Genomic DNA, 23,829 nt, shown 5'->3' with positions numbered 1-23,829 from the left:
CATTCGACGCGCCGGTCCAGACGGCATCTCGTGGCCAGCCAAAATGAAAAGCGCCCGGCTTTTGGCCAGGCGCTTCGCAGGCTGTGGTGAGGCGGTTGCTCAAGCCGTAGCCGATTTCGCGACCACGATTTTTCGCCAGGGCTTGAGCAGCATGATCGCGAGCAGCGAGGCGAGGATGTTGGCGCCTGCCGCGATGATGAACACCTTGTCCCAGTTGCCCGACGATTGCTGCATGTAGTTGGCGATCGGCACCAAGAGCGCCGCGGTGCCCTTCGCGGTGTAGAGCAGGCCCGCATTCGTGGTGGCGAACTTGGCGCCGAACGTATCGGTGCAGGTCGAGGGGAACAGCGAGTAGATCTCGCCCCAGGCAAAGAACACGAAGCCCGAGAGCAGCACGAACCAAACCGGGTCGTGTCCCCAGAGGTAGAGCATCCAGATGCCGATGCCTTCCATGCCGAAGGCGATGAACATCGTGTTCTCGCGGCCGATCATGTCGGAGATCCAGCCGAAGAACGGACGCGTCAGGCCGTTGAGGACGCGGTCGATGGTTGCCGCGAAGGTGACGGCCGTCATCGTCACCGCCATCAGCGTGACCGGCACGCTGTCGACCTTCCAGTCGACCGCGATCGGCTTCAGGTTCGCCGTCACCATCAGGCCGCCGGCGCCGACGATCACGAACATGAAGTACATCAGCCAGAAGATCGGCTGCCGCAGCACTTCGGTCGGCTGATAGTTACGCCGGGTCTGGATGATGTTGGCGTTCGCCACGACGGCCGGCACCTGTCCGGCCTTCGGCGCCAGCAGGAAGAAGGAGAGCAGCACGATGATGATGCCCTGGCCGAGACCGAAATACAGGAAGGTGGTCTGGAAGCCGGAGTCCTTGATCATCGCCTGGATCGGCGCGACCGTGAGCGCCGAGCCTGCGCCGAAGCCGGCAGCGGTGATGCCCGCGGCAAGTCCGCGCTTATCCGGAAACCATTTCAGCGCGTTGCCGACGCAGGTGCCGTAGACGCCGCCGGCGCCGATGCCGGCGATGATCATGCCGAGATAGTAGCCGTTCAGCGACGTCGCCTGGGCGTTGATCGCCCAGCCGAGTGCGCAGAGGATGCCGCCGACCAGCACGACGATGCGCGGACCGTATTTGTCGACGAACCAGCCTTCGACCGGCACCAGCCAGGTCTCGAACAGCACGAACAGCGTGAAGGCCCATTGGATCGATGCGCGATCCCATCCGAATTTCTTCTGGATGTCGGGGACGAAGAATGTCCACCCGTATTGATAATTTGCGATCATCACCATCGCGGCGACGCCGATCGCGAGTTGCATCCAGCGATAGGTGTCGCTGACACGCGCGGCCGCGGGGGCCGCAGTTGCCTGAACCATGTCCGACATAGATCCTCCCAGTGCGCCCCTTGTCGTTGCTTATGAGCGCGCGATGGCCATCTTGGTATCCGATATGCCAAGGTTCAAGCTGTCGCAGGGGCAGCGCGCGCTTATGCCGCACAGGACTCAGCCGGGCACCCCGGGAGAGTAGTTCAGCGCGCAAGGAAATGGCCCCGAAAATCGGGGCCATTGGTCGAAGGTTCAATGTCAGGTCGCATCTTGCGACGAAAGCTGCATCCGGCGGAGAGCGCCGGAAATCCCTTGGCTTAGAGGCCGAAGCGCGGCAGGTCGCCGTTGCGATTCGAAATCTCCGCGCTCTTCATCAGCAGGCGGTCGATCGAGGCCAGCAGGCGGCCGAACAGGGTGGAGGAGGGCGCAAGCGTCAGTACAGTGGTCTTGGACATTGGTGTCCCCTTTCATTGGAGGCCAGCAATGGGCCGGCTCATCATCTGCAGCCAAATTATGTATACCAGATGCCAGATACAACGGACTTGTTTGCATAGCAGCATGCACGACTGTGCAATGCAGCAAAATCGGCGGATCGGATTCCGGATCGGCGTGGATGGGGCGGAGCCCGGCGGCGACGCCGGGTCAGAATTTCCAGCTAAAACTGGCCTTTACCGAGTGGTCCTGGACCCGGTCGGAAGCTGGCCGACATAGGCGATGCCGATGCTGGCCTGCGGTGCGACCCGCAGGTCGAGGCCGCCTTCGACCAGTGCCGCGTTCCGCGCCAGCGGCACGCCGGCCACGGTGAATCCGGTTCCCAGGCCCTGGAACGCGAGCGCCGATGTCGGGGTCACGTCGCCGAAGGCGTACTGCCACGCCACCGCCTGTTCGCCGGCGTCGGCCGCCTGGTCGATGCGGAGGTGGTGAGCTTCACCGAGTTCCATCGTCCGAGCTGGGATTTCCGGTCGTTGATTTCGGTCGGCGACGATCCGGAGGTTCGTGCCCGCGGCATGCAGGCGTTTGCGAAGCATATGCACTCGCATCCGTTCTGGCAGCACGATCCGGCGTTCGATGGCGAACGCGCGCTGCGCGAGTCGGATTTCTTCAGCGACGAGGAATTCGTCGAGCTGCCGATTGCCAAGGAGGTGTTCCTGCCGTCGGGGGCGCGGCGGATCATGGGGATCGCGTTCGAGCACGCCGGTTATGTGGTCACGGTTGTCGGGCATCGCGTGGTGGGACGGCCGGCGTTCAGCGACGAGGAGCGCGACCGGATGCAGGGTTTTCGTCCGCACATCCTACGCGGCTACCGCCAGGCGCACGAGCGAACGCTGGCGGCGCTGACACCGAGCGACCGCCTGCGTCTGGCATTTCCCGCGCTGACGCCGCGCCAGATCGAGGTGGCGTCGTGGATCGCGCAGGGCAAGTCGAACGAAGAGATCGCTGCTATCCTCGGCGTCGGGCTCGACGCCGTGAAGGCGCACGTCAAGGCGATCAACAGCAAGATCGATTCCGACAGCCGGCGCGCCGCGATCGTCATTGCCCACACCACGCCGCCCTTCGCCGATCTGCCGCCGCTGTGGAAGCTCGGCCTCGAAGGTTGAGGCGGGCGGCGCGTTCATAAAAGAAGGCCGCCCAAATGCGGCGGCCTCGAGTGAGCGGGTTTGCTTTTCTTCTTGGCCGATGAAGGGTCGGGGCCAAGTCCCTTCACCGCATTCCCTTCACCGCGTCCAGTCTTCGCCGGCGCACAGCGTTCCCATGCAGCCGCGAACGTTCAGCGTGCCCGGCGACACCAGCGTCACCGAGCTCTCATAGGTCGTGCCGTCGTCGGCGTTGTAAATCCGGCCGGCCCATTTGTTCGGGCCGGCGGGCTGCATGTTGATGAACAGCGACATGCCTATGACCGGTCGGGTGCGCTGCGCGCGATCGGCATTCTTGTCGTCGAGCTGCGGCTTGCCGGTGGCCTTGTCTGTCGGCTCCTTCAACCAGACGACGCGGCCGCACAGCGCGCTGCCGCAGCGGTGGACCTTGATCCTGGCGTCGCCGGATTGGGTCAGCCAGACGCCGGCCGGATCGTTGGCCTTGTCGCTCGCCTTGGCGGCATCGGCGGGGCTGCCGAGCAGCGGGATGTGGAACGCGGCCACGATCAGGCGGCGCGTGAGGTGAGCGTGGATCAATTGCTTCAGGGCCTTGCGCAGGCCGTTTTGGTCTGGGATTACCGTCATCATCCACCTTCTTCATGAAAAAATTCATGATAAACATGAAATAAATCACGTTTAAGGTTGAGTCAATGACATTGCCTAGGCATGATGCAATCCGGCCGTACCGGCTTTTTGGCAAAGAATTTTTCGGATGGGTGCGATGGGGAAATCGGTTCGTGAGCAGCGCCAGCTCTGGTTTCGCAGGCTCGATCGGGCGTTCTGGTTGATCTGGGCGGCGTTGCCGGTGGTGTTGTGGCTGGCCTATTACCGCACCACCACGGCGTCGGCGACGATCGCCGAGAGCCTGATCGGCGAGCAGGCGAAGTGCGCCAGCATCGTCGCCAACCCGCTCACCATGTCGGCCAAGGGCCAGGTGCTGTTCTGGTCGCTGTTCGCGCTTGGGGTATCGTTTTACGCCGTGCTGATCGGCATCCTACATCGCATGGTGAACCGATTCGCCAACGGACGGATCTTCGTGTCCGAAACGCTGCAGGGTGTCTGGTGGATGGGGATCTTCCTGGTGGTCTGGCCGTTTGTGGATACGATCACGACCATCGCGGTGACCTATGCGCTGTATCAGCTTGGCGACATCAAGTTCTTCCTGCCGAGCTACGGCGTCGACGTCGGCACGGTCGCAGGCGGCGTGTTCCTGATGGCGCTGAAATTCGTGATCGAGCAGGCCATCCTGTTGCAGTCCGAAAACGATCTGACGATCTGAGGGTGATGCTTGTGCCCATCGTGGTGAACCTCGATGTCATGCTCGCAAAGCGCAAGCGCCGCCTCGGAGACCTCGCGGACGCCATCGGCATTTCGATCCAGAACCTGTCGATCCTGAAGACCGGCAAGGCGAAGGCGATGCGCTTCTCGACGCTGTCGGCAATCTGCCGCGAGCTGGACTGCCGGCCGGGCGATATCCTGGAATATGTGCCGGGCGATGAGGGCGGCGAAGGCGAGAGCGGCGAGGGCGGTTGATCCGGCGTGCGGTCGACAGCGGCGCGGGACCGCAAGTTCCTCCCAAAACAAAATGGCCGCGGTTGCCCGCGGCCATTCGTGTTTCTGCTTGAGCGCTGCCTTTACTCGGCCGCCTGCTTGCGCGGCGGGTCGAGCGCGCCGGAGTCGTGGATCTCGGCGACCTGGTGATCGCTGAAGCCGAGCACCTCGCGCAGGATCTCGTCGGTGTGCTCGCCGAGCAGCGGCGAGCGCTGAACGTCGCTCGGCGAATCCGAGAGCTTGATCGGGTTGCCGACCGAGACGTACTTGCCGCGGGTCGGATGATCGACCTCGACCACGGTGCCGGTCGCGCGCAGCGACTGGTCTTCGGCGATCTCCTTCATCGACAGGATCGGACCGCAGGGGATGTCGTCCTTGTTGAGGATCTCCATCGCCTCGAACTTGGTCTTGGTCATCGTCCACTGCTCGATGCGGGCGAAGATCTCGTTGAGGCGCGGCAGGCGGGCCGGCGGCTTGGCGTAGTTCGGATCGGTCTTCCAGGTCGGCTCGCCGATCACGTCGCAGATCTTCTCCCAAACCGGGGCCTGGGTGATGAAGTAAATGTAGGCGTTCGGGTCGGTCTCCCAGCCCTTGCACTTCAAGATGCGGCCGGGCTGGCCGCCGCCGGAATCGTTGCCGGCGCGCGGCACGGCATCGCCGAACGGAATGCCTTCGCCGAACTGGCTGTATTCCTTCAGCGGACCGTGGGCGAGCCGCTGCTGGTCGCGCAGCTTGACGCGGGCGAGGTTGAGCACGCCGTCCTGCATCGCGGCGGTGACGCGCTGGCCCTTGCCGGAGTGGGTGCGATGGTACAGCGCAGTGACGATGCCGAGCGCGAGATGCAACCCGGTGCCGCTGTCGCCGATCTGCGCGCCGGTGACCAGCGGCAGGCCGTCGCGGAAGCCGGTGGTCGAGGCAGCGCCGCCGGTGCACTGCGCGACGTTCTCGTAGACCTTGCAGTCTTCATACGGGCCGGGGCCAAAACCCTTGATCGAGGCGACGATCATCTTCGGGTTGATGGCCTGGATCTTCTCCCAGGGGAAGCCCATGCGATCGAGCACGCCGGGGCCGAAGTTTTCGACCAGCACGTCGCACTGCTTGATCAGCGCGGTCAACACTTCCTTGCCCTTCGGGTTCTTGGTGTCGAGCGTGATCGAGCGCTTGTTGTGATTCAGCATGGTGAAATACAGGCTGTCCACGTTCGGGATGTCCTGCAGCTGGCCGCGCGTGATGTCGCCGACGCCGGGACGCTCGACCTTGATCACGTCGGCGCCGAACCAGGCCAGCAATTGCGTGCAGGTCGGACCCGACTGGACGTGGGTGAAATCGAGAATGCGAACGCCCTTCAGCGCCTTGGTCATAATGTTTGCTCCGTACTCTATATGCCCCTGCACCCGCAGGGAGTGATGGGGGTTAGGGGTTACTTCTTCTTCTGCAGAACGCTCTGCGGATTGAGGTTGCCGATGCGGCCGCTCTCCGAGCCCGCCGCCGGATCGATCACCGCGTTGATCAGCGTCGGCTTGCCGGAATCCAGCGCTGCATTGACCGCGCGCTTCAACTCGTCCGGCGAGGTGGCGTTGACGCCGACGCCGCCGAAGGCTTCCATCATCTTGTCGTAGCGCGAGCCCTTGACGAACACGGTGGTCGCCGGATCGTCGCCGGCGCTGTTGACGTCGGTGCCGCGATAGATGCCGTCATTGTTGAAGATCACGACGCAGATCGGCAGCCTGTAGCGGCAGATGGTCTCGATCTCCATGCCCGAGAACCCGAACGCGCTGTCGCCTTCGACCGCGAGCACGGGCAGGCCGGTCTCGACCGCAGCGGCGATCGAATAGCCCATGCCGATGCCCATCACGCCCCAGGTGCCGACGTCGAGCCGCTTGCGCGGCTTGTGCATGTCGACAACGCCGCGGGCGAGGTCGAGCGTGTTGGCGCCCTCGTTGACGAAGATGGTGTCCGGACGCTCCGCGATGATCGCGCGCAGCGCGCCGAGCGCGCCGTGGTAATCCATCGGCGAAGCGTTGCTCATCAGCTTCGGCGCCATCTTGGCGACGTTGTCGTCGCGCTTCTTGCTGACGGTCGAGAGCCAGTCGGACGGCGCCGCGGTCCAGTTCGCGCCCATGGCGTCGAGGAACGCCGACAAGCAGGAGCCGATATCGCCGACCACGGGGGCGACGATCTCGACGTTGGAATCCATTTCCTTCGGCTCGATGTCGACCTGGATGAACTTCTTCGGGGCTTCACCCCAGGTCTTGCCCTTGCCATGCGAGAGCAGCCAGTTGAGGCGGGCGCCGATCAGCATCACGACGTCAGCTTCCTTCAGCACCGTCGAGCGCGCCGCACCCGCGCATTGCGGATGCAGATCGGGCAGCAGGCCCTTGGCCATGCTCATCGGCAGGAACGGTACGCCGCTCTTCTCGACGAAATTCTTGATCGCCTCGTCGGCCTGCGCGTAGGCCGCGCCCTTGCCGAGGATGATGAGCGGACGCTTCGCGCTCTTCAGGACGTCCAGCGCGCGCTTGACCGAAGACGGGGAGGGGATTTGCTCGGGTGCGGCGTCGATCACCTTGACCAGCGACTTCTGGCCGGCGTCGGCGTTCATCACCTGCGAGAACAGCTTTGCGGGCAGGTCGAGATAGACGCCGCCCGGACGGCCCGACACCGCGGCGCGGATCGCGCGCGCGAGGCCGATGCCGATGTCCTGGGCGTGCAGCACGCGGAACGCGGCCTTGCACAGCGGCTTGGCGATCGCGAGCTGGTCCATCTCTTCATAGTCGCCCTGCTGCAAATCGACGATCTCGCGCTCGGACGAGCCCGAGACCAGGATCATCGGGAAGCAGTTGGTGGTGGCGTGGGCGAGCGCGGTGAGGCCGTTGAGGAAGCCGGGCGCGGACACCGTGAGGCAGACGCCGGGCCGCTTGGTCAGGAAGCCGGCGATCGAAGCCGCGTAGCCGGCATTCTGCTCGTGGCGGAACGACAGCACGCGAATGCCCGCCGCCTGGGCCATGCGGCCCAGGTCCGTGATCGGGATACCCGGCACACCATAGATGGTGTCGATGCCGTTGAGCTTGAGCGCATCGATGACGAGATGGAAGCCATCGGTCAGTTCTTGCTCGGTGCCCGGTGCCTCGGACTTCGTAGCGGTATTCAGCATCGGCATCGTCTCCCTGGTCGTTCTTTGTTCGGACGATCTGATTGTCGTCTGAAGCGGGTGTGGACTCTCAAATTTAAGTGAACGGTTCTCTACGTGAATAATTCTTGCCCGTGCGCCTCGACGTAGGCGGCAAGCCCAAGCGTGTGGTCGCGCGCGCGCTTCTCGGCAAGCTCGGTGTCGCGCGCTTCCAGCGCCTCGATGATCCCGAGATGCTCGGGCAGCGAGGTCGCGGTGCGGTCCTTGCGGCCGATCGTGAGCTGGCGATAGCCGCGCACATGCAGCAGCAGGTCATTGGTGAGGTCGACCAGAACAGGCGATTCCGACAGCGAGATCAGCGCCTGGTGGAAGGCGATGTTGGCCTTGGAATATTCCTCGACGTGATCCTGCGGCAGGCGATCGTCGCTGAAGTCCTTGAAGAAGTCGCGCAGCGCCGAGATGTCCTTCTTGCGCGCGGTGGTCGTGATCAGGCGCGCCGCCATGCTCTCCAGCGCCGCCCAGGCGCGGATCATGTCGACGATCTCCGCCTTGGTACGGCGGACCACGACGATGCCGCGGCGCGGCACGGTTTTCACGAATCCGTCCTGCTCGAGCATCGCGATCGCTTCGCGGATCGGCGTGCGGCTGACGCCGAGGCGCTCGGACAGTGCGCGCTCGTCGAGCATCACCGGCTCCGGCGTCGCGTAGATGTCCATCTTCAGGATCGCTTCCTTCAAGGCCTCATAGGCCTTGTTCTTGAAGCTCGTCTCCGGCGCGATCCGGACGATGGCGATATCTGTGTCAGCCATGGTGGGCGACGCCTTGGTCTGTTTCGGTTCTGGCACGACTCGTCTCCTCCTCTTGGAGACGTCTTCTTAGCAGAAGAAATTACCTTAGATTTTTGGCATGCCAAATACCAGAATGTCAAGCTGCCTATATTTTTCGATCTTTTTGGACCTCAACCGACCTTGACAATTGCGTTTTTGGCATACCAAATGCCACGAAATCTGTCCCAGGAGGAAGCCAATGTCAAATTCGAAGGATGCGGTCCGCAAAATTCTCGATGCGGTCAGGGCCGACAAGCGCACGAGCCTCACCGCGCCCGAAGGCAAGGTGGTTTGCGACGCCTACGGCATTCCGGTGCCGAAAGAGGGTGTCGCCAAGTCGGCGGCCGAGGCCGCCCGCATCGCCTCCGACATGGGCTTCCCGGTCGTGATGAAGATCGTCTCGCCCGACATCCTCCACAAGACCGAGGCCGGCGGCGTGATGGTCGGCGTCAAGAGCGCCGCCGAGGCCGAGAAGAGCTACGAGACGATTCTCGCCAACGCCAGGAAGTACATGGCCGACGCCAAGATCGAGGGCATCCAGGTCCAGCAGATGCTGGGCGGCGGCACCGAGGTGATCGTCGGCTCGATCACCGACGGCTCGTTCGGCAAGCTGGTTGCCTTCGGCCTCGGCGGTGTGCTGGTCGAAATCCTCAAGGACATCACCTTCCGCCTCGCGCCCGCGACCAAGGATGATGCGCTGTCGATGCTCGACGGCATCCAGGCGCATGAGATGCTGAAGGGCGTGCGCGGCGGCGAGGCGGTCAATCGCGAGGCGCTCGCCGACGTCATCGTCAAGGTGTCGCAGCTGGTCAGCGATTTCCCCGAGATCGTCGAGCTCGACCTCAACCCGGTGTTCGCCACCAGCAAGAACGCGATCGCGGCCGACGTCCGCATCGTCGTCGACTTCAACTACAAGCCGCGCCCGGCGCCGCGTCCGACCGAAGAGATCGTCGCCGCGATGAACCGAATCATGCAGCCGAAGGGCGTTGCTGTGATCGGCGCCTCCGCCGAGGACGGCAAGATCGGCAACTCCGTGATGAAGAACCTCATCAACGGCGGCTACAAGGGCGAGATCTATCCGATCCACCCCAAGGCCGACGAGATCCTCGGCTACAAGGCCTACAAGAGCGTCAAGGACGTGCCCGGCGTGATCGACACGGCGGTGTTCGCGATCCCGGCGAAATTCGTCGCCGGCGCGCTCGCCGAATGCGGCGAGAAGAAAATCCCCGGCGCGGTGCTGATTCCCTCGGGCTTTGCCGAGGCCGGCGCGCCGGAATTGCAGGCCGAGATCGTCGAGGTCGGCAAGAAGTACAATATCCGCCTGATGGGGCCGAACATCTACGGCTTCTATTATACCCCGGCCAATCTCTGCGCCACGTTCTGCACCGCCTATGACGTCAAGGGCCACGCCGCGCTGTCGTCGCAGTCGGGCGGCATCGGCATGGCGATCATCGGCTTCTCGCGCTCGGCCAAGATGGGCGTGTCGGCGATCGTCGGCCTCGGCAACAAGTCCGACATCGACGAGGACGATCTGCTCGCCTTCTTCGAGCAGGATCCCAACACCAACCTGATCGCGCAGCACTGCGAGGACCTGAAGGACGGCCGCGCATTTGCCGAAGCCGCCAAGCGCGTTTCCAAGAAGAAGCCGGTGGTCGTGCTCAAGGCCGGGCGCACGTCTGCGGGCGCGAAGGCGGCCTCGTCGCATACCGGCGCGCTCGCCGGCAACGACAAGATCTACGAGGACGTGTTCAAGCAGTCGGGCGTGATCCGCGCCCGCAGCCTGCGGCAGCTGCTCGAATTCGCCCGCGGCGTGCCGGTGCTGCCGACGCCGAAGGGCGAGAACGTGCTGATCATCACCGGCGCCGGCGGCTCCGGCGTGCTGCTCTCCGACTCCGTGGTCGACAATGGCCTGTCGCTGATGCAGATGCCGCCGGACCTCGATGCGGCGTTCCGCAAGTTCATCCCGCCGTTCGGCGCGGCCGGAAATCCTGTGGATATCACCGGCGGCGAGCCGCCGATCACCTACGTCAACACGGTCAAGCTCGGCCTGTCGGATGAGCGCATCCACGCGCTGATCCTCGGCTACTGGCACACCATCGTGACGCCGCCGATGGTGTTCGCGCGCAACATGGTCGAGGTGAAGAAGGAGATGGAGGCCAAGGGCTTCGTCAAGCCGATCGTCGCCTCGCTCGCCGGCGACGTCGAGGTCGAGGAAGCCGCCGAGTATCTCTACCAGAACGGCATCCCGGCCTACGCCTATTCGACCGAACTCCCGGTCGAGGTGCTCGGCGCCAAGTACAAGTGGGCGCGCGGCGCGGGCCTGCTCTGATCTTCTGAATCTGTCGAATACCACAGGCCGCCCCGGACACCGTCCGGGGCGGCCTTTTCATTGGGCTGCCCCCATCTGCAATGGGCCGCCGAGATGAACGGGAAGGGCGCGACCAGCCCGATCGCGCGAAACCAAGCCAGGCCTTCCTGATCTTCCAGCGCGGGTTCCGCACCATCTTCTTTTCCGGACCCGCGCGCGGCTGACGAAGCTTGCCTTCTGCATCTGATGTGCTACTGATATATCAGATCAATGACGGAGGGACCCGCGATGGAGTTGGCTGCAACAGGGATGACCGACCGCCAGCGCAAATATCGCGCGACCTACCGCGAGCGCGTGGTGGGCTGGTACAATGGCTGGCTGCATGTCGTGCTGATCTACACGATCGGCTTCACGTCGCTGTACGTCTATCTGGCCAATGTGCACGACGTGAAATGGTGGGAATACCTCACCATTCCCGTGGTCTTCCTGATCGCAAACTTCTTCGAATGGGCGGTGCACCGCTTCGTCATGCACCGGCCCTCGAATGTGCCCTTGCTGCGCGCGGTCTACAGCCGCCACACCCTGATGCACCATCAGTTCTTCACCGAGGAGGAGATGCGCTTCGCCGATCATCACGACTGGCGCGTCACCTTCTTCCCGCCCTATGCGCTCGTGGTGTTTACTCTGATGTCGATCCCGCCGGCGATCGTCGCGGGCCTTGTGATCTCGGCCAACACCGGCTGGCTGCTGATCACCACGACGACCTCGATGTACCTGATCTACGAGTTCATGCATTTCTGCTGCCACGTCGAGGAAAATGCCTTCGTGCGCAACATGCCGTTCGTCAACACCATCCGCCGGCATCATACCGCCCATCACAACCAGTCGATCATGATGGAGCGGAACATGAACCTGACCTTCCCGGTGATGGACTATGTGTTCGGCACCTCCGATCTCAATCGCGGCCTGCTTGGCCACATCTTCAACGGCTACAGCACGCGCCATGTGAAGACCGACATGCGCCGGACGGCGCGGACGCCGCGGGTCATGGCGAAGGAGCAATCGGTGCCGCATGCCGCAGCTTGAGCCCAATCTCGCCGGTCTCGCCTGGTTCGGCCTGCTGTGGAGCGTGTGCTGCATCGGCTTCCTGCAACTGGCCGGGATGTACCCGCTGCGCGGGCGCGCCGTCCTGCCGGTGACGATGACCACCGCGTTGTGGGTGATGCTGCTCGCCGGCACGCTGGCATTCGCGCTGGCCGAATTGCGCTGGACCACAATCGTTGTCGTCGGCGGCGTGCTGTTCTTGTTTCTACCCGGGCTGTTTCAGGCGCTGCCGGAATGGTGGCGCGACGGACGCGCGGGATTGCGGCTGTCCTGTTGCGCCATGATCGCCGCGCTCGCGCTGCTGGTCCGCGTCGCCGCGCCGTCCTTTTCCACGTGGATAACCTGAAGGGAGGTCTCGATGCCAAGCCACATCAAGCTCATGCTGTCGCTGGCCTGCCTCGCCACGGCGGCCTGCGGATATTTTTTCATGGTCTATCTGGGACAGCAGGGACCGAGCTATGCGGTCGCCTTCCTCGGCGTGTTCGCAACCGTCGCGATGTGGATCTTCCCCGAGGTCGTCAAGAAGGACCTCAAGATGCGTCCGCCGGGATCCTGACCGAGCTCTGATATGATGCTGCAGCACAGGGAGGATCCGATGGCGAGCTATACCGGGGACCGCACCATCGACGGCATTTCGGTGCTGGTCGACGGCAAGCCGCTGTCACCGCATTACGACCAGCTTCGTCTCACCGAGCACGGCTTTGAATGGAGCTACGAGGGGCCCGAGCCGGCACAACTGGCCTTCGCGCTGCTCTATGACCATCTGCACGATGCCGCTGCCGCGAAAGCGCTGCACGAGTGCTTCATGCGGCGCGTCGTCGCCAATTTCGACAATGAATGGGAGCTCTCCTCGGCCGATCTCGACGAGGCGGTTGCGGCGCTGCGCTCCGGACAGACGGCCTGAGCCCGTGCTGATGCCCCCGGCAGAGAATTCTTGAGATGACCCTGACCTGTCGCGCGGCGGTGCTGCATCAAAGCGGAACGCCGCTTTCCGTCGAGCGCGTATCGCTTGCGCCGCCCATGCCGACCGACGTCGTGGTGAAGGTGCGTGCCGCGGGGCTCTGCCACACCGATCTCGAAGTCATCGACGGATCGTTGCGCTATCCCTTGCCGATGATCCTCGGGCACGAGGCGGCAGGCATCGTCGAGGAAATCGGCAGCGCGGTGCGCGACATCAGCGTCGGCGATCACGTCATCCTGTCCTGGAATCCGCATTGCGGGCACTGCTTTCACTGCGACCGCGCGCAGCCGATCCTGTGCGAGACCTACCTCGCGCGGGGCGCGGAAGGCGTGCATTTCGACGGCGCATCGAAGGCGCAGCTCGCGGACGGACGCAAGCTGACGCACCTGATGTTCCTCGGCGCGTTCTCGGAATATGTCGTGCTGCCGGCCCAGCAGGCGATCGTCGTGCCGAACGACATCCCGTTCGACCGCGCGTGCCTGATCGGCTGCGGCGTCATGACCGGCGTCGGCGCCGCGCTGAACGTCGCCGCGATCGGCCACGGCGATACCGTGATGGTCACCGGCTGCGGCGCGGTCGGGCTGGCAGCGGTGCAGGGCGCCCGGCTTGCCGGCGCAGGTGCTGTCATCGCGGTCGACCTCGATGATGCAAAGCTGGCGCTGGCGCGGCAGCTCGGCGCCACGCACGTCGTCAACGCGGCCCGCGAGGACCCGGTCCAGTTCGCAAAGCAGGCGACGGGCGGCCGCGGCGCCGACGTCATCCTCGAGGCGGCGGGCCATCCCAACGCGTTTCGGCAGACCGCGGAGGCGGTACGGCCGGGCGGCGGGGTGATCTGGCTCGGCAAGATCGACGTCACGCGGGACGTGAGTTTTCGCTGGGGCGCGTTGATGGGCGAGAAGCGATTTCGCCGCTCGAGCTATGGCGGCGCGCGGCCACGGCGCGACTTTCCCTTTCTGGCGCAGGCCTATCTGGCTGGCCGGCTCAAGCTCGACGAACTGATCACAGGCCGCTGCAGCCTCGACAGCATCAATGACGGCTTCGAGGCGCTGCGGCGCGGACGTTCGATCCGCACGGTCGTCGAGCTCTGAGAGCCGTTACAGCGTCGAACGTGCAAAACTCTCGATGTAGTCGATCAGGCTGTCGGACGCCGCGCCCGCGGCGTCGACGCGGCGCTCGGCGATGGCTTCAGCGACGTCGGCATGCAGCCGCGCCGCGAGCGGCAAATCGGCCGCTTCCTTGTAATGCTGGTACCAGAACCGGCGCGACAGGCCATGCATCAGGCCCATGGCGCGGGAGGCGAACTCGTTGCGCGACGCCGCGGAGATCAGGGTGTTGAACTGGTGATCGAGCCGCATGAACAGCAGGTCGTCGGATTTCTCCGCCGCGCGCCGCATGCCGGCGGCGATCTCCGAGAACTGCGTGCGCTGCTCGCTGGTGGCGCGCTCGGCGGCGCCGCGCGCCATCAGCCGTTCCAGCTCGCGCCGGACTTCGAGCAGGCGCAGCTGGGCCCTGAGGTCGATCTCGGACACCAGCACGCCGCGGCGGGCCAGGATGTTGACGAGGCCGTCGCGCGACAGGCGCTGCAAGGCCTCGCGGATCGGGGTTCGGCCGATGTTGAGCCGTTTGGCGAGCACGAGCTCGGAGAGCGCGGTGCCCGGCGGCAGTTGCAGCGTCACGATCAGCTCTTCCAGCTCGGCATAGGCGCGATCGGTGAGCGTGACGTCGCTTTGCGGGAGCGGGGCCGGCGCGGAACCGCGCGGCTTGTCGCCGGCGGCGGACGATTGCCGTGCCGGCCGGCGGCTTCCTGCTGTGCGCACGCGCACCGTGCTGGATCGTTTGCTCGAATTTACCATCAGGATCGTGAGTGCTGCTGTACAGCAGATATCTCACACGCCCGATGGCAATGACAAGGCCGGTCGATCGGCGCCGCGCCGAACCGGACGGCGCGCCGCGCGCCCATCAGTGCGAAATGCTTTCCAGCGTCCGGCCGCGGGTTTCCTCGCCGAGCAACAGCACCGCAAGCGCCGCCACCACGAACGCGCCGGCGCCGAGCGCAAACACGCCGCCTTGTCCGGCCGCCGGCAGGATCACGCCGATCACATAGGGGCCGATCAGCGAACCGATTCGGCCGACCGCGGAGGCAAAGCCCGTTCCGGTGGCGCGGACATGGGTCGGGTACAGTTCGGGCGTATAGGCGTAGAGCGCCGACCACATGCCGAACAGGAAGAATTGCATGCAGAGGCCGGCAATGATGAGCTGGGTCTGGTCCGCCGCCGAGCCGTAGAAATGGCAGGCGATCGCGCCGCAGAGCAGGTTCATCACCAGCGTCGCCTTGCGGCCCCAGGATTCGACGAGCCACGCCGAGACCAGGAAGCCGGGGATCCCCGCGAGCGAGATCAGGATGGTGTAGAACACCGATTTGGTGATCGGGAAGCCCTTGGCCTGCAGCAGCGCGCCGAGCCACGTGGTCAGGCCGTAGAAGCCGAGCAGCGCGAAAAACCACAGGGTCCACAACATCGTGGTCCGCTTGGCATAGATGCCCGAAAACAGCGTTCTCAGGCCGGTCACTTCGGACGCGGGGGCGGCCACTTGGCGCACCACCGGCGGCAGCTCCTTGCCGCCGAGACGGTCGCGGACCCTGGATTCGATGTCGCGCACGGTCGCTTCGGCCCGCTCCGAATAACCGTGGGACGCAAGCCAGCGCGGCGATTCCGGAACGAAGCGGCGCACCACCAGCACGAACACGGCCGGGATTGCCTGCAGGATGAAGACCCAGCGCCAGTCGGCGACCTGCAGCACGAAGTAGGTCAACAAGCCCGACGCGATGAAGCCGAGCGGCCAGAATCCTTCGAGGAACGCGATGTAGCGGCCGCGGTTGCGCGCCGGCATGATCTCCGAGACCATCGACTGCGCGACCGGAAACTCCATGCCCATGCCGAAGCCGAGCAGCAGGCGGGACGCACCGAGCGCGGTCGCCGTGGTGGACAGACCGCAGCACAGGCTGCCCAGTCCCCAGAAGATCATGCTGACCTGGAAGACGCGGGCGCGGCCGAAACGGTCGGCGAGCAGGCCGGCGGACGCGGCGCCCGCGAACATGCCGAGGAAGCTCATGCTGGACAGCAGCCCGGTTTCCGCCGTCGACAGGCCGAAGGTCTGGCGGATCGAACCGAGCACGAAGGTGAGCGCGGCCAGATCCATGCTGTCGAAGAACCACGCGGTCGCGATGATTCCGAAGATCCAGCGCTGATAGGCGGTGAGCGGCAGGCGTTCGAGCCGCGCCGCGATATCGGCGACCTGCTGCGCCTGCGCGGTTCGCGCAACGGCGGCCGGAGCCCGGCTTCCCGCTGCCGCGGTGACGTCGGAAATGGTCATTGCTGCCTCCCCAAGTAGACATTGATGGGCTCTTGTCGGCCCTTTTAATAAAATGTCACACGGATAGCAGTGATATGTCAATTGCTGATCACGCGCGAATTGGCGGCACGGACCGGGCTGCGGCAGCGGGTGAGGCCGCGAACACATCGGCGCGTAGCGCGGTCCTCCCGTGATCCGGCCGACCATCCTTGTCGCGTCGAGCATCCTGTGAAGCGGCATCAAGAGCCGGTTAACGGCATCCGAGAAATCGGGGGCTAACGGATAATCCGGCTTTAATGGGGAGCCGACTAAACGTCACGTAGTTGCAAGGTGCCGGATGCCTGGAGGTATCCGATGTTGCGTCGGGCGGAGGCGTTTTCCCCATATGTCAGTTCAGGCCGATCTGGATTTTGCGAGCGACGATCGCGCGAGGGCGCAGATCGGCGCGGCGGTGAACTACCTGCTCAGGGACGCGACCGGCGTCGCGCGTGAGCATGCCGTCGAGACGATTGTCGAGATGGTGCGCGACATCGCAAGCCGGCCGCTCACTGTCGAAGCGGTATCGATTCAGCCGCTGATGAGCGGTGTCGCCTATCGGGATTTTGTCATCGATGCCTACCGGCGCGACATCGATCGCTGGCGCGCGACCATCCGCCGTTCGAACGGCAAGAAGATCCGGATCGCTTCGCCGCCGTCAGTGCGCGACGAGGCGACGACCACAGCGGACGCGATCACCGCCGAGAAGGCCATCGAGTTCGCCAGGCGGGCGATCGACTTGGGCGAGGTGATCTGACCTCGCCGCCTCAAGGCTGGCATCGCCGCGACGTCTTGGCGATGCCGCCTATGCTTGGGACGCGCGATGTGCTCCGATACGGCAGCTGCGCCGGTTCCGCAGCTGTCTGCGGAATTGTCCATTCATCCTGTCCCAGCCGAGAAATGCCATGCCTTCCGAACTCCGTTCGCCTCGTCTGGCCGTCCTGATCGACGCCGACAACGCATCTGCGAAGATCGCCGATGGGCTGTTCGAGGAGATCGCCAAGATCGGCGAGGCCAGCGTGCGCCGGATCTACGGCGACTTCTCCAATCCCAGGTCCAAGGGCTGGGCCGACATCCTGTCGAAGCACGCCATTATCCCGCAGCAGCAATTCGCCTATACGACCGGGAAGAATGCATCCGACATCACCTTGGTGATCGACGCCATGGACCTGCTGCACAGCGGCCGGTTCGATGGCTTCTGCCTGGTGTCGTCGGACAGCGATTTCACCCGGCTTGCCGCCCGCATCCGCGAGCACGGCATCGACGTGTTCGGGTTCGGCGAGCAGAAGACGCCGGAGAGTTTTCGGCAGGCCTGCCGCCGGTTCGTCTATACCGAGAATCTGCGCGGCGGCGCGCCGAGCAATCAGGATGCCGCCGTGCGGGCGCAGCCGTTGCAGCCGCCGGAGGCTGCCACGCCGATCATCAAGAAGGTCATCAGCCAGATGGCGAGCGAAGACGGCTGGGTCACGCTTGGCGAGGTCGGACGGCAGCTGGCTAATTTCGCGTCGGATTTCGATCAGAGGACCTACGGCTTCCGCACCCTCGGCGAACTGGTGCGCAGGACCAACGCTTTCGAGATCGAATCGAAAGGCGGGACGATGCGAATTCGCATCAAGCCAGCGGCTGCACCGCCGCCAAGACGGCGAGCTCCGAGACGGCGAGCCGATCAAAAATCGCCGGAATGAACGGCGCGCAGTGCGGTCTGTTCTGCACGATCTCTGAATCTGAACCCAGGATGAATGCTGCTTCGAAGGTTGTTCGGAGCAGCATTTTCGTTCGTGCCGGAATCAAGCGAATTGCGCGCGGAACTGGCGTTGCGCGGGTTGCAGCGTTGGAACTGGAACGTTCTCGTTGCTTGCGATGTTGAGGGGGCATCGATCAATTCGGAGGAGGAGAATCATGAACAAGCGTTTTGCTGTGTCCCTTGTCGCTGCTGCGTCGATGCTCGCGTCCGGCTCGGCCTTCGCGCAGTCCACGACTGCGGCGGGTGCCGCGAACGGCGCGCGGGCTGGCGGCGAAATCGCGGGGCCTGTCGGCGAGATCGTCGGCGGCACGGTGGGTGCCGCGGTCGGCGCCGGCCTCGAGATTCCGAATGCGGTGATCACGTCGATCCCGCGCAATGAGCCGTCGGTGGTGGTGCGTGAACGCGTCGTCGTCGGCGAGCCGCTGCCCGACACCGTCGTGCTGCGCCCGGTGCCGCGCTACACCGAGTATCGCTATGCGGTCGTCAATGATCGCCGCGTGATCGTGGAGCCGCGCACCCGCCGGATCGTCAAGATCATCGACTGATCGCGTCGAGACGTCTGACTACGAAGATCCTCGCGGGCCCATCGCCCGCGGGGATTTTCCTGAGTCCCATGAATACTGGTATGGCACAGGCCCGCTTTTTTCATGAAGCGACCGGTTGGCCTGACGCCGCGATCCCCTAGACTGATCCGCAACGGATGGACGCAGCCAGCGTTCGTCTCAATCAAGAACAGGGGATGGAAGCATGGCTCGGAAGATCGCGATCGTCGGCGCGGGCGCTGTCGGCGGCTACGCCGGTGCGCATATGGTGCAGGCGGGGGAGGACGTCACCTTCATCGATCCCTGGCCCGCGCATGTCGAGCACATGCGCAAGCACGGCCTGCGCGTCACGCACGCGATGGACGTCGCGGAATTCTCGGTGCCGGTGCGCGCGCTTGATGTCACCGACGCGCAGCAGCTGGCGAAAGAGAAACCGGTCGACATCGCCTTCGTCTGCATGAAGTCCTACGACACCGCCTGGGCCACCATGCTGATCCGGCAATATCTGGCGGCGGACGGTTACGTCGTCTCGCTGCAGAACTGTATGAACGAGGAGACCATCGCCGGCATCGTCGGCTGGGGCAAGACGCTCGGCTGCATCGCGAGCAGCATCACCGTCAATTTGCCGGAGCCGGGCCATATCCACCGCGGCGCCGGCAAGGGCGGGGCCGCCCACACCGTGTTTCGCGCCGGCGAGGTGCATGGCCGGATCACCGCGCGGGCGGAGGAAGTCTGCCGCCTGGTCGGTTATTCCGACAGCGCCAAGGTCACCTCCAATCTCTGGGGCGAGCGCTGGTCCAAGCTCGTCGCCAACGTGATGGGCAACGGGCTCTCGGCCTGCACGGGTCTGGCGGGCGGCGAGGTGCTGCAAAGCGAACCGCTGCGCCGCTTCTCGACCCGGCTCGGCAGCGAGGCGATCCGCGTCGGCCAGGCGCAGGGTTATCAGCTGGAGGAGATCCTGCATCTGCCGCCCGAGACCATCGCCCGCGCCGGCGAGGGCGACGAGGCCGCAACGCGCGCCTGCGACGAGCAGCGCTTCAAGGATGCCAAGCGCACCTCATCGGCGCAGCGTCCCTCGATGGGCCAGGACATGCAGAAGGGCCGCCGCACCGAGATCGAATTCCTCAACGGGCTCGTGGTCAGCGAAGGCGAGACGCTCGGCATCGCGTGCAACGCCAATGCCGCGCTGACCGACATCGTCAAGCGCGTCGAACGCGGCGAGCTCGCGCCGGATCCGCGGCACATCACGGAGCTGAGGTTGAATTGAGTGGCCACAGCCGTCATTGCGAGCGCAGCGAAGCAATCCATCCAGCCGCATGCGCGGATGCATGGATTGCTTCGTCGCTTCAGCGCAAGATTGCTCTGCAATTTTGTCGCGAGCTCCTCGCAATGACGGATGCGTCGGTCGCAGGCGCCTTCTTATCTAGAGCAGCTGCCTCACCCCCATCCCATGCATAAACCGCTCGCGGATCTGCACGGGGTCGCGGCGGGTGGTGCCGGTGCCGGGCTTGTCGTCGATGCGGACGCCGATCAAGGTTGGGCCGGAGGCCTGTTTCGACTGCTCGATCAGTCGCTCGAAATCGTCCTCGTCGGCGGCCCACGAGCTGCTCGCGATGCCGCTGGCGATTGCGACCTGAACGATATCGGTATGGCCGGCGGCCGGCGTCGGCTGCGCGCCCGTGATCTGGTACATACCGTTGTCCATCACCACCATGGTGAGATTCTTCGGCGCCAGTGTCGCGATGGTCGAGAGGCAGCCGAGCTGCATCAGCAGCGAGCCGTCGCCTTCGAGTGCGAATACGCGCCGCTTCGGCTGCGCCAGCGCGACGCCGAGCGCGATCGGGAAGGCGAGGCCCATGCTGCCCAGCATGTAGAAATTCTGCGGGCGGTGGCCGGCGGCCCAGAGGTCGAAATTGGTGTTGCCGATGCCGCCGATCACGGCCTCGTCCTTCAGCCCGGCGACGAGGCGCTGGGTGAGCTCGAAGCGGTTCATCACCTTGGTGTTGCGCGCGGGGGTGCTGGTCATGGCTGATCTCACTTGTCGAAGGTCTTGCCGCCGGTCAGCAACGGCGAGAGGATCAGTGCCACCGGCGCCTGGGTGGTGACGGCCTGCTTGATCGAGCGGTCGGCAATGAATTCGAGCTCGTCGAGCCGGGTGATGGTGTGATGCTCCATGGCGAGCGAATCCAGCACCGGGCGCATGGTGCGGCAGACCAGCGCCTGGCCGTAGTTGAACTCGCCGAGTGTGCCGCGCTCGGAGACGAACATGATCAACGGGATCTGGTAGGGCACCGCGAGCGAGGCCAGCACATTGGCCAGCGTGGCAAAGCCCGAGGTCTGCATCAGCACCGCGCCGCGCGTGCCCGCCATCCAGGCACCGGAAACGATGCCGACCGCTTCTTCCTCGCGCGCGGTCGGAAATGTCGTGAAGTAGGGATCGGCGTGCAGGTCCTTGATCAGCGTGGTCAGCACCCGGTCGGGCACGTAGGGCACGAGCTTGATCTCGTTCCGCTTCAGCGTCTGCAGCACGATGCCGTGCCAGGTGGTCGCCGTCTTCTGGGACGAGGCTTGTTCCGCGGCCGCCATCCTGTTCTCCCTGCTCGTGCGACGCTGGTGGCCGCTTGCCGCACGAAACTTGACGCGGTGCCTGCGATTGTCAACATGTCGCGGCCGCAACGCGATCTGCGGAATTCGGCCATCGCAGCGCCGGACCAACGTGCGATACAGGCGTAACGAAAAAGGGACGGGAGGCGTCGATGGCCGGATGGGTCTGGCGGACCGCCATTGCGGCAGCGGCCATTTTTGTGGCCGGGCTTGCGTCCGCGCAGCCGTTCCCGGCCAAGGCCGTTCATATTCTCGTTCCCTATCCGCCCGGCGGCGGCGTCGATGTGCTGACGCGGACGCTCGCCGAAGCGGTGTCGAAGAGCTGGACGCAGTCGATCGTGGTCGAGAACCGGCCCGGCGCCGGCGGGGTGATCGCCTCGCAGGCGATCGCGACCTCCGCGCCCGACGGTTACAATCTGATCATGGTGGCGAGCGGCCACGCCACCAATCCGTTCCTTTATCCAAAGCTGCCCTACGACACCTTCAAGGATTTCTCGCCGATCTCGCTCTTGGCGTCGTCGCCGAACGTGCTGCTGGTGCGCGCGGATTCGCCGTTCACGAGCGGCTCGGCAAGCTCGGTGCGATCCCGATCGGCTCCACGCCGGACAAGTTCGCCGCCAAGATCAAGGCCGACTACGACAAGTGGGGGCCGATCATCAAGGCCGCCGGCATGAAGGCGGAATAGAACATGGCTGCGTCGGAAATTCCCGCCTGCCTGCCGCCGCGTCCGGTGACGCCGCCAAGGGACAAGCTGCCGCCGAAGGCCTGCGATACGCATGCGCATGTGTTCGGCCCGGCTGACCGCTTCCCCTATGCCGGCGATCGCAGCTACACGCCGCCGGACGCGCCGCTCGCGACCTATCTCGGCATGCTCGATACACTCGGTTTCGCCCGCGGCGTGCTGGTGCAGGGCAGCGCGCACGGCCACGACAATTCGGCGATGCTGGATGCGTTGCAGCGTGAGCCCGCGCGGCTGCGCGGCGTCGCGGTGGCCGATGCCGATGTGGCGGCAGGCACGCTGCGGCAATGGCATGTGCTCGGCGTCCGCGGCCTGCGCTTCAACCATTTCTTCCGCGGCGGGCAGTTGCACTATCGCGGCGGCATTCCCTTGAACGTTGCCGAGACGCATGCGGGCGTGATGGCCGAACTCGGCTGGCATCTGCAGCTCTGGATCGACGTGAAGGATTTGCCTGACACGATCCCGACGCTGAAGACGCTCGGCTTGCCGGTCGTGGTCGATCACATGGGCCGCACCGATGCTGCCGCCGGCATCAACACCGCGGGCTTTCAGAGCCTGCTGCGTGCGGTGGACGAAGGCTGGTGCTGGGCCAAGCTCTCGGGCGCGCATCGCCTGAGCCGGCGGGCCCCTGATTATCCCGATGCGCGGCCGTTCCACGAGGCGCTGGTGTCGACCAATCCTGAAAGGCTGGTGTGGGGCGGCGACTGGCCGCATCCGCGGGTCGAAGGCGAAATGCCCGACGCTGGCCATCTGCTGACGCTGTTCCAGGACTGGACGCCGGACGCGGCGACCCGGCACCGTATCCTCGTCGACAATCCCGCACGACTCTATGGCTTCCCAAACTGAAAGCTGCTCGAAGACATGACCGTCAACAACAAGCGCGTGTTCTACGTCAAATACCTCGCCCACGAGATCTACGTCGATATCCTGAAGAAGCGGCCGGACGTCAGGCTTGATCGTCTCGAGAACGAGACGCCGGAGGCGACGTTCGCGCCTGTTCTCGCCGACGCGCACGCCTATCAGATCGGCGCGGCGCGCGATGAGCTGGCGCCGCATTTCCATGCCCATGCCGAGCTTTTGAAGCGTGCGCCGAATCTTCTGATCGTGTCGTCGAATGGTGCCGGCTTCGATCCCGTCGATGTCGATGCCTGCACCGCGGCGGGCGTGCTGGTCGTCAACCAGTCCGGCGGCAACGCCAATTCGGTCGCCGAACACGCGCTCGGCATGATGCTGACGCTGTCGAAGCGGATCATCCAGTCCGACCGCAGGCTGCGGCGCGAGGCCAATGTCAACCGCAACGACCTGATCGGCAACGAGCTGAAGGAGAAGACCGTCGGCATCGTCGGTCTCGGCAATGTCGGCCGCCGCATCGCCGAGCTGTGCAGGGGCCTCCTGCACATGAAGGTGATCGCCTACGATCCCTATCTCACGGCGGATGAGATGGCAAAGCGGGGCGGGGAGAAGGTCGAGCTCGACGATCTCCTGCGTCGCGCGGACTTTGTTTCGATCTCGTGTCCGCTGGACAAGAACAGCCGCGGCATGATCGGCGCGCGCCAGTTCGCGCTGATGCAGCCGCACGCCTATTTCGTCACCACCGCGCGCGGCTTCATCCACGACGAGAAGGCGCTGGAGGAAGCGCTGCGTGAAAAGCGAATCGCGGGTGCGGGCCTCGACGTCTGGGACAAGGAGCCGCCGCCGCCGGATCATCCGCTGCTGCAGTTCGACAATGTGCTGGCGAGCCCGCACACCGCCGGCGTCACCCGCGAGGCGCGCATCAACATGGGCCGGATCGCGGCCGAGCAGATCCTCGATGCCCTCGACGGCAAGCGCCCGCCGCGCATCATCAATCCCGAGGTGTGGTCGGTCTACGCAAGACGGTTCGAGAAGGCGTTCGGGTTCATGCCGGGATAGGGTCGGGCCTTCCCCAGCGGGGGCCGCGGCTGCGCGCGGCCAAAATATCGAAAAC

At 64.8% G+C, this 23,829-nt stretch carries 27 protein-coding genes; 16 read left to right on the top strand and 11 right to left on the bottom strand.

The features are described 5' to 3' along the window. Window positions 1-99 precede the first annotated feature (99 nt). From oxlT to J2R80_RS35910, 3 genes are all read right to left on the bottom strand, one after another. Entirely contained in the window at window positions 100-1,392 is a 1,293-nt protein-coding gene (gene oxlT / locus J2R80_RS35920; RefSeq protein WP_076833351.1) for an oxalate/formate MFS antiporter, read from the bottom strand. Window positions 1,393-1,649: 257 nt separating this feature from the next. After that, window positions 1,650-1,787 (bottom strand): hypothetical protein, encoded by a 138-nt coding sequence (locus tag J2R80_RS35915; RefSeq protein WP_167350443.1) that lies wholly within the window; start codon window positions 1,785-1,787, stop codon window positions 1,650-1,652. A 213-nt stretch (window positions 1,788-2,000) separates the two neighbouring features. Further along, window positions 2,001-2,273, bottom strand: a complete 273-nt coding sequence (locus J2R80_RS35910; RefSeq protein ID WP_141340889.1) for an autotransporter domain-containing protein — start codon at window positions 2,271-2,273, stop codon at window positions 2,001-2,003. Between the two features lie 24 nt (window positions 2,274-2,297). On the opposite strand from J2R80_RS35910, the gene J2R80_RS35905 reads away from it, so the two are divergent. Continuing rightward, complete coding sequence (locus J2R80_RS35905) at window positions 2,298-2,930, top strand: helix-turn-helix transcriptional regulator (protein WP_253640258.1); 633 nt, start codon at window positions 2,298-2,300, stop codon at window positions 2,928-2,930. A 117-nt stretch (window positions 2,931-3,047) separates the two neighbouring features. Here the strand turns inward: J2R80_RS35905 and J2R80_RS35900 are convergent, their stop codons facing one another. Further along, entirely contained in the window at window positions 3,048-3,554 is a 507-nt protein-coding gene (locus tag J2R80_RS35900) for a DUF2147 domain-containing protein (protein ID WP_141340888.1), read from the bottom strand. 133 nt (window positions 3,555-3,687) lie between these two features. Between J2R80_RS35900 and J2R80_RS35895 the strand changes: the two genes are divergently transcribed. Then, window positions 3,688-4,245 (top strand): DUF2975 domain-containing protein, encoded by a 558-nt coding sequence (locus tag J2R80_RS35895; protein ID WP_159109482.1) that lies wholly within the window; start codon window positions 3,688-3,690, stop codon window positions 4,243-4,245. A gap of 5 nt (window positions 4,246-4,250) precedes the next feature. Then, window positions 4,251-4,499: a helix-turn-helix transcriptional regulator gene (locus tag J2R80_RS35890; RefSeq protein ID WP_082654019.1), complete on the top strand. Its 249-nt coding sequence runs from the start codon at window positions 4,251-4,253 to the stop codon at window positions 4,497-4,499. 101 nt (window positions 4,500-4,600) lie between these two features. On the opposite strand, the gene frc is transcribed toward J2R80_RS35890, so the two are convergent. The 3 genes from frc to J2R80_RS35875 all read right to left on the bottom strand — a co-directional run bounded on the left by frc (window position 4,601) and on the right by J2R80_RS35875 (window position 8,456). Beyond that, window positions 4,601-5,878, bottom strand: a complete 1,278-nt coding sequence (gene frc / locus J2R80_RS35885; RefSeq protein ID WP_057020269.1) for a formyl-CoA transferase — start codon at window positions 5,876-5,878, stop codon at window positions 4,601-4,603. A 59-nt stretch (window positions 5,879-5,937) separates the two neighbouring features. Next, the gene (gene oxc, locus J2R80_RS35880; protein ID WP_141340886.1) at window positions 5,938-7,671 is read right to left on the bottom strand and encodes an oxalyl-CoA decarboxylase; all 1,734 of its coding nucleotides are present in this window, start codon (window positions 7,669-7,671) and stop codon (window positions 5,938-5,940) included. A gap of 89 nt (window positions 7,672-7,760) precedes the next feature. Next, window positions 7,761-8,456, bottom strand: coding sequence for a GntR family transcriptional regulator (locus J2R80_RS35875; protein WP_050387017.1), 696 nt, complete (start codon window positions 8,454-8,456; stop codon window positions 7,761-7,763). Window positions 8,457-8,673: 217 nt separating this feature from the next. Here J2R80_RS35875 and J2R80_RS35870 point away from each other — a divergent pair, with 217 nt between their 5' ends. The 6 genes from J2R80_RS35870 (at window position 8,674) to J2R80_RS35845 (ending at window position 13,935) form a co-directional block, all read left to right on the top strand. Beyond that, on the top strand, window positions 8,674-10,803 hold the full coding sequence (locus J2R80_RS35870; RefSeq protein ID WP_253640257.1) for an acetate--CoA ligase family protein: 2,130 nt from the start codon (window positions 8,674-8,676) through the stop codon (window positions 10,801-10,803). A gap of 267 nt (window positions 10,804-11,070) precedes the next feature. Further along, the gene (locus J2R80_RS35865) at window positions 11,071-11,868 is read left to right on the top strand and encodes a sterol desaturase family protein (protein ID WP_253640256.1); all 798 of its coding nucleotides are present in this window, start codon (window positions 11,071-11,073) and stop codon (window positions 11,866-11,868) included. Next, complete coding sequence (locus J2R80_RS35860) at window positions 11,855-12,232, top strand: hypothetical protein (protein WP_057020272.1); 378 nt, start codon at window positions 11,855-11,857, stop codon at window positions 12,230-12,232. Before J2R80_RS35865 ends, J2R80_RS35860 begins: the two co-directional genes overlap by 14 nt. Before the next feature lie 12 nt (window positions 12,233-12,244). Next, complete coding sequence (locus tag J2R80_RS35855) at window positions 12,245-12,442, top strand: hypothetical protein (protein ID WP_024579640.1); 198 nt, start codon at window positions 12,245-12,247, stop codon at window positions 12,440-12,442. Between the two features lie 39 nt (window positions 12,443-12,481). Beyond that, entirely contained in the window at window positions 12,482-12,790 is a 309-nt protein-coding gene (locus tag J2R80_RS35850) for a DUF6166 domain-containing protein (RefSeq protein ID WP_229189927.1), read from the top strand. Window positions 12,791-12,825: 35 nt separating this feature from the next. Next, complete coding sequence (locus tag J2R80_RS35845) at window positions 12,826-13,935, top strand: Zn-dependent alcohol dehydrogenase (RefSeq protein WP_253640255.1); 1,110 nt, start codon at window positions 12,826-12,828, stop codon at window positions 13,933-13,935. A 6-nt stretch (window positions 13,936-13,941) separates the two neighbouring features. Here J2R80_RS35845 and J2R80_RS35840 read toward each other — a convergent pair whose 3' ends face one another. After that, window positions 13,942-14,700: a GntR family transcriptional regulator gene (locus tag J2R80_RS35840; protein ID WP_057020274.1), complete on the bottom strand. Its 759-nt coding sequence runs from the start codon at window positions 14,698-14,700 to the stop codon at window positions 13,942-13,944. A gap of 106 nt (window positions 14,701-14,806) precedes the next feature. Further along, the gene (locus J2R80_RS35835) at window positions 14,807-16,219 is read right to left on the bottom strand and encodes an MFS transporter (protein ID WP_253640254.1); all 1,413 of its coding nucleotides are present in this window, start codon (window positions 16,217-16,219) and stop codon (window positions 14,807-14,809) included. 364 nt (window positions 16,220-16,583) lie between these two features. Here J2R80_RS35835 and J2R80_RS35830 point away from each other — a divergent pair, with 364 nt between their 5' ends. The 4 genes from J2R80_RS35830 to J2R80_RS35815 all read left to right on the top strand — a co-directional run bounded on the left by J2R80_RS35830 (window position 16,584) and on the right by J2R80_RS35815 (window position 19,787). Next, window positions 16,584-16,991 (top strand): hypothetical protein, encoded by a 408-nt coding sequence (locus J2R80_RS35830; RefSeq protein ID WP_057020276.1) that lies wholly within the window; start codon window positions 16,584-16,586, stop codon window positions 16,989-16,991. Between the two features lie 148 nt (window positions 16,992-17,139). Beyond that, window positions 17,140-17,919: an NYN domain-containing protein gene (locus J2R80_RS35825; protein ID WP_057020277.1), complete on the top strand. Its 780-nt coding sequence runs from the start codon at window positions 17,140-17,142 to the stop codon at window positions 17,917-17,919. Window positions 17,920-18,133: 214 nt separating this feature from the next. Beyond that, window positions 18,134-18,523: a DUF1236 domain-containing protein gene (locus J2R80_RS35820; protein ID WP_253640253.1), complete on the top strand. Its 390-nt coding sequence runs from the start codon at window positions 18,134-18,136 to the stop codon at window positions 18,521-18,523. Between the two features lie 202 nt (window positions 18,524-18,725). Then, window positions 18,726-19,787, top strand: coding sequence for a ketopantoate reductase family protein (locus tag J2R80_RS35815; protein WP_057020278.1), 1,062 nt, complete (start codon window positions 18,726-18,728; stop codon window positions 19,785-19,787). A 156-nt stretch (window positions 19,788-19,943) separates the two neighbouring features. Here J2R80_RS35815 and J2R80_RS35810 read toward each other — a convergent pair whose 3' ends face one another. Further along, window positions 19,944-20,546 (bottom strand): thiamine pyrophosphate-dependent enzyme, encoded by a 603-nt coding sequence (locus J2R80_RS35810; RefSeq protein WP_253640252.1) that lies wholly within the window; start codon window positions 20,544-20,546, stop codon window positions 19,944-19,946. A gap of 8 nt (window positions 20,547-20,554) precedes the next feature. Beyond that, the gene (locus tag J2R80_RS35805) at window positions 20,555-21,106 is read right to left on the bottom strand and encodes a thiamine pyrophosphate-binding protein (RefSeq protein ID WP_050405122.1); all 552 of its coding nucleotides are present in this window, start codon (window positions 21,104-21,106) and stop codon (window positions 20,555-20,557) included. A 170-nt stretch (window positions 21,107-21,276) separates the two neighbouring features. On the opposite strand from J2R80_RS35805, the gene J2R80_RS35800 reads away from it, so the two are divergent. The 3 genes from J2R80_RS35800 to J2R80_RS35790 are packed head-to-tail and all read left to right on the top strand — an operon-like array spanning window position 21,277 to window position 23,774. After that, a complete protein-coding gene (locus J2R80_RS35800) occupies window positions 21,277-21,798 on the top strand; it encodes a tripartite tricarboxylate transporter substrate binding protein (protein ID WP_253640251.1) in 522 nt (173 codons plus the stop codon). 14 nt (window positions 21,799-21,812) lie between these two features. Then, window positions 21,813-22,709: an amidohydrolase gene (locus J2R80_RS35795; RefSeq protein ID WP_253640250.1), complete on the top strand. Its 897-nt coding sequence runs from the start codon at window positions 21,813-21,815 to the stop codon at window positions 22,707-22,709. Between the two features lie 15 nt (window positions 22,710-22,724). Then, window positions 22,725-23,774 carry a hydroxyacid dehydrogenase gene (locus J2R80_RS35790; RefSeq protein WP_253640249.1) on the top strand — a complete coding sequence of 350 codons (1,050 nt, stop codon included), beginning with the start codon at window positions 22,725-22,727 and terminating at the stop codon, window positions 23,772-23,774. Window positions 23,775-23,829: the final 55 nt, after the last annotated feature.

It is taken from the genome of Bradyrhizobium sp. USDA 4541 (assembly GCF_024171085.1).
In the GTDB taxonomy this organism is placed as follows: domain Bacteria; phylum Pseudomonadota; class Alphaproteobacteria; order Rhizobiales; family Xanthobacteraceae; genus Bradyrhizobium; species Bradyrhizobium australafricanum.
The sequence above is the reverse complement of the archived record's forward strand: the minus strand, read 5'-3'. Positions and strand labels throughout refer to the sequence as shown.

What these genes read in the sequence shown, in the direction of transcription:
- oxlT (WP_076833351.1), bottom strand. Translation starts at nt 1,392, where the DNA reads ATGTCGGACATGGTTCAGGCAACTGCGGCCCCCGCGGCCGCGCGTGTC.
- J2R80_RS35915 (WP_167350443.1), bottom strand. Translation starts at nt 1,787, where the DNA reads ATGTCCAAGACCACTGTACTGACGCTTGCGCCCTCCTCCACCCTGTTC.
- J2R80_RS35910 (WP_141340889.1), bottom strand. Translation starts at nt 2,273, where the DNA reads ATGGAACTCGGTGAAGCTCACCACCTCCGCATCGACCAGGCGGCCGAC.
- J2R80_RS35900 (WP_141340888.1), bottom strand. Translation starts at nt 3,554, where the DNA reads ATGATGACGGTAATCCCAGACCAAAACGGCCTGCGCAAGGCCCTGAAG.
- J2R80_RS35895 (WP_159109482.1), top strand. Translation starts at nt 3,688, where the DNA reads ATGGGGAAATCGGTTCGTGAGCAGCGCCAGCTCTGGTTTCGCAGGCTC.
- J2R80_RS35890 (WP_082654019.1), top strand. Translation starts at nt 4,251, where the DNA reads ATGCTTGTGCCCATCGTGGTGAACCTCGATGTCATGCTCGCAAAGCGC.
- frc (WP_057020269.1), bottom strand. Translation starts at nt 5,878, where the DNA reads ATGACCAAGGCGCTGAAGGGCGTTCGCATTCTCGATTTCACCCACGTC.
- oxc (WP_141340886.1), bottom strand. Translation starts at nt 7,671, where the DNA reads ATGCTGAATACCGCTACGAAGTCCGAGGCACCGGGCACCGAGCAAGAA.
- J2R80_RS35875 (WP_050387017.1), bottom strand. Translation starts at nt 8,456, where the DNA reads ATGGCTGACACAGATATCGCCATCGTCCGGATCGCGCCGGAGACGAGC.
- J2R80_RS35870 (WP_253640257.1), top strand. Translation starts at nt 8,674, where the DNA reads ATGTCAAATTCGAAGGATGCGGTCCGCAAAATTCTCGATGCGGTCAGG.
- J2R80_RS35865 (WP_253640256.1), top strand. Translation starts at nt 11,071, where the DNA reads ATGGAGTTGGCTGCAACAGGGATGACCGACCGCCAGCGCAAATATCGC.
- J2R80_RS35860 (WP_057020272.1), top strand. Translation starts at nt 11,855, where the DNA reads ATGCCGCAGCTTGAGCCCAATCTCGCCGGTCTCGCCTGGTTCGGCCTG.
- J2R80_RS35855 (WP_024579640.1), top strand. Translation starts at nt 12,245, where the DNA reads ATGCCAAGCCACATCAAGCTCATGCTGTCGCTGGCCTGCCTCGCCACG.
- J2R80_RS35850 (WP_229189927.1), top strand. Translation starts at nt 12,482, where the DNA reads ATGGCGAGCTATACCGGGGACCGCACCATCGACGGCATTTCGGTGCTG.
- J2R80_RS35845 (WP_253640255.1), top strand. Translation starts at nt 12,826, where the DNA reads ATGACCCTGACCTGTCGCGCGGCGGTGCTGCATCAAAGCGGAACGCCG.
- J2R80_RS35840 (WP_057020274.1), bottom strand. Translation starts at nt 14,700, where the DNA reads ATGGTAAATTCGAGCAAACGATCCAGCACGGTGCGCGTGCGCACAGCA.
- J2R80_RS35835 (WP_253640254.1), bottom strand. Translation starts at nt 16,219, where the DNA reads ATGACCATTTCCGACGTCACCGCGGCAGCGGGAAGCCGGGCTCCGGCC.
- J2R80_RS35830 (WP_057020276.1), top strand. Translation starts at nt 16,584, where the DNA reads ATGTCAGTTCAGGCCGATCTGGATTTTGCGAGCGACGATCGCGCGAGG.
- J2R80_RS35825 (WP_057020277.1), top strand. Translation starts at nt 17,140, where the DNA reads ATGCCTTCCGAACTCCGTTCGCCTCGTCTGGCCGTCCTGATCGACGCC.
- J2R80_RS35820 (WP_253640253.1), top strand. Translation starts at nt 18,134, where the DNA reads ATGAACAAGCGTTTTGCTGTGTCCCTTGTCGCTGCTGCGTCGATGCTC.
- J2R80_RS35815 (WP_057020278.1), top strand. Translation starts at nt 18,726, where the DNA reads ATGGCTCGGAAGATCGCGATCGTCGGCGCGGGCGCTGTCGGCGGCTAC.
- J2R80_RS35810 (WP_253640252.1), bottom strand. Translation starts at nt 20,546, where the DNA reads ATGACCAGCACCCCCGCGCGCAACACCAAGGTGATGAACCGCTTCGAG.
- J2R80_RS35805 (WP_050405122.1), bottom strand. Translation starts at nt 21,106, where the DNA reads ATGGCGGCCGCGGAACAAGCCTCGTCCCAGAAGACGGCGACCACCTGG.
- J2R80_RS35800 (WP_253640251.1), top strand. Translation starts at nt 21,277, where the DNA reads ATGGCCGGATGGGTCTGGCGGACCGCCATTGCGGCAGCGGCCATTTTT.
- J2R80_RS35795 (WP_253640250.1), top strand. Translation starts at nt 21,813, where the DNA reads ATGGCTGCGTCGGAAATTCCCGCCTGCCTGCCGCCGCGTCCGGTGACG.
- J2R80_RS35790 (WP_253640249.1), top strand. Translation starts at nt 22,725, where the DNA reads ATGACCGTCAACAACAAGCGCGTGTTCTACGTCAAATACCTCGCCCAC.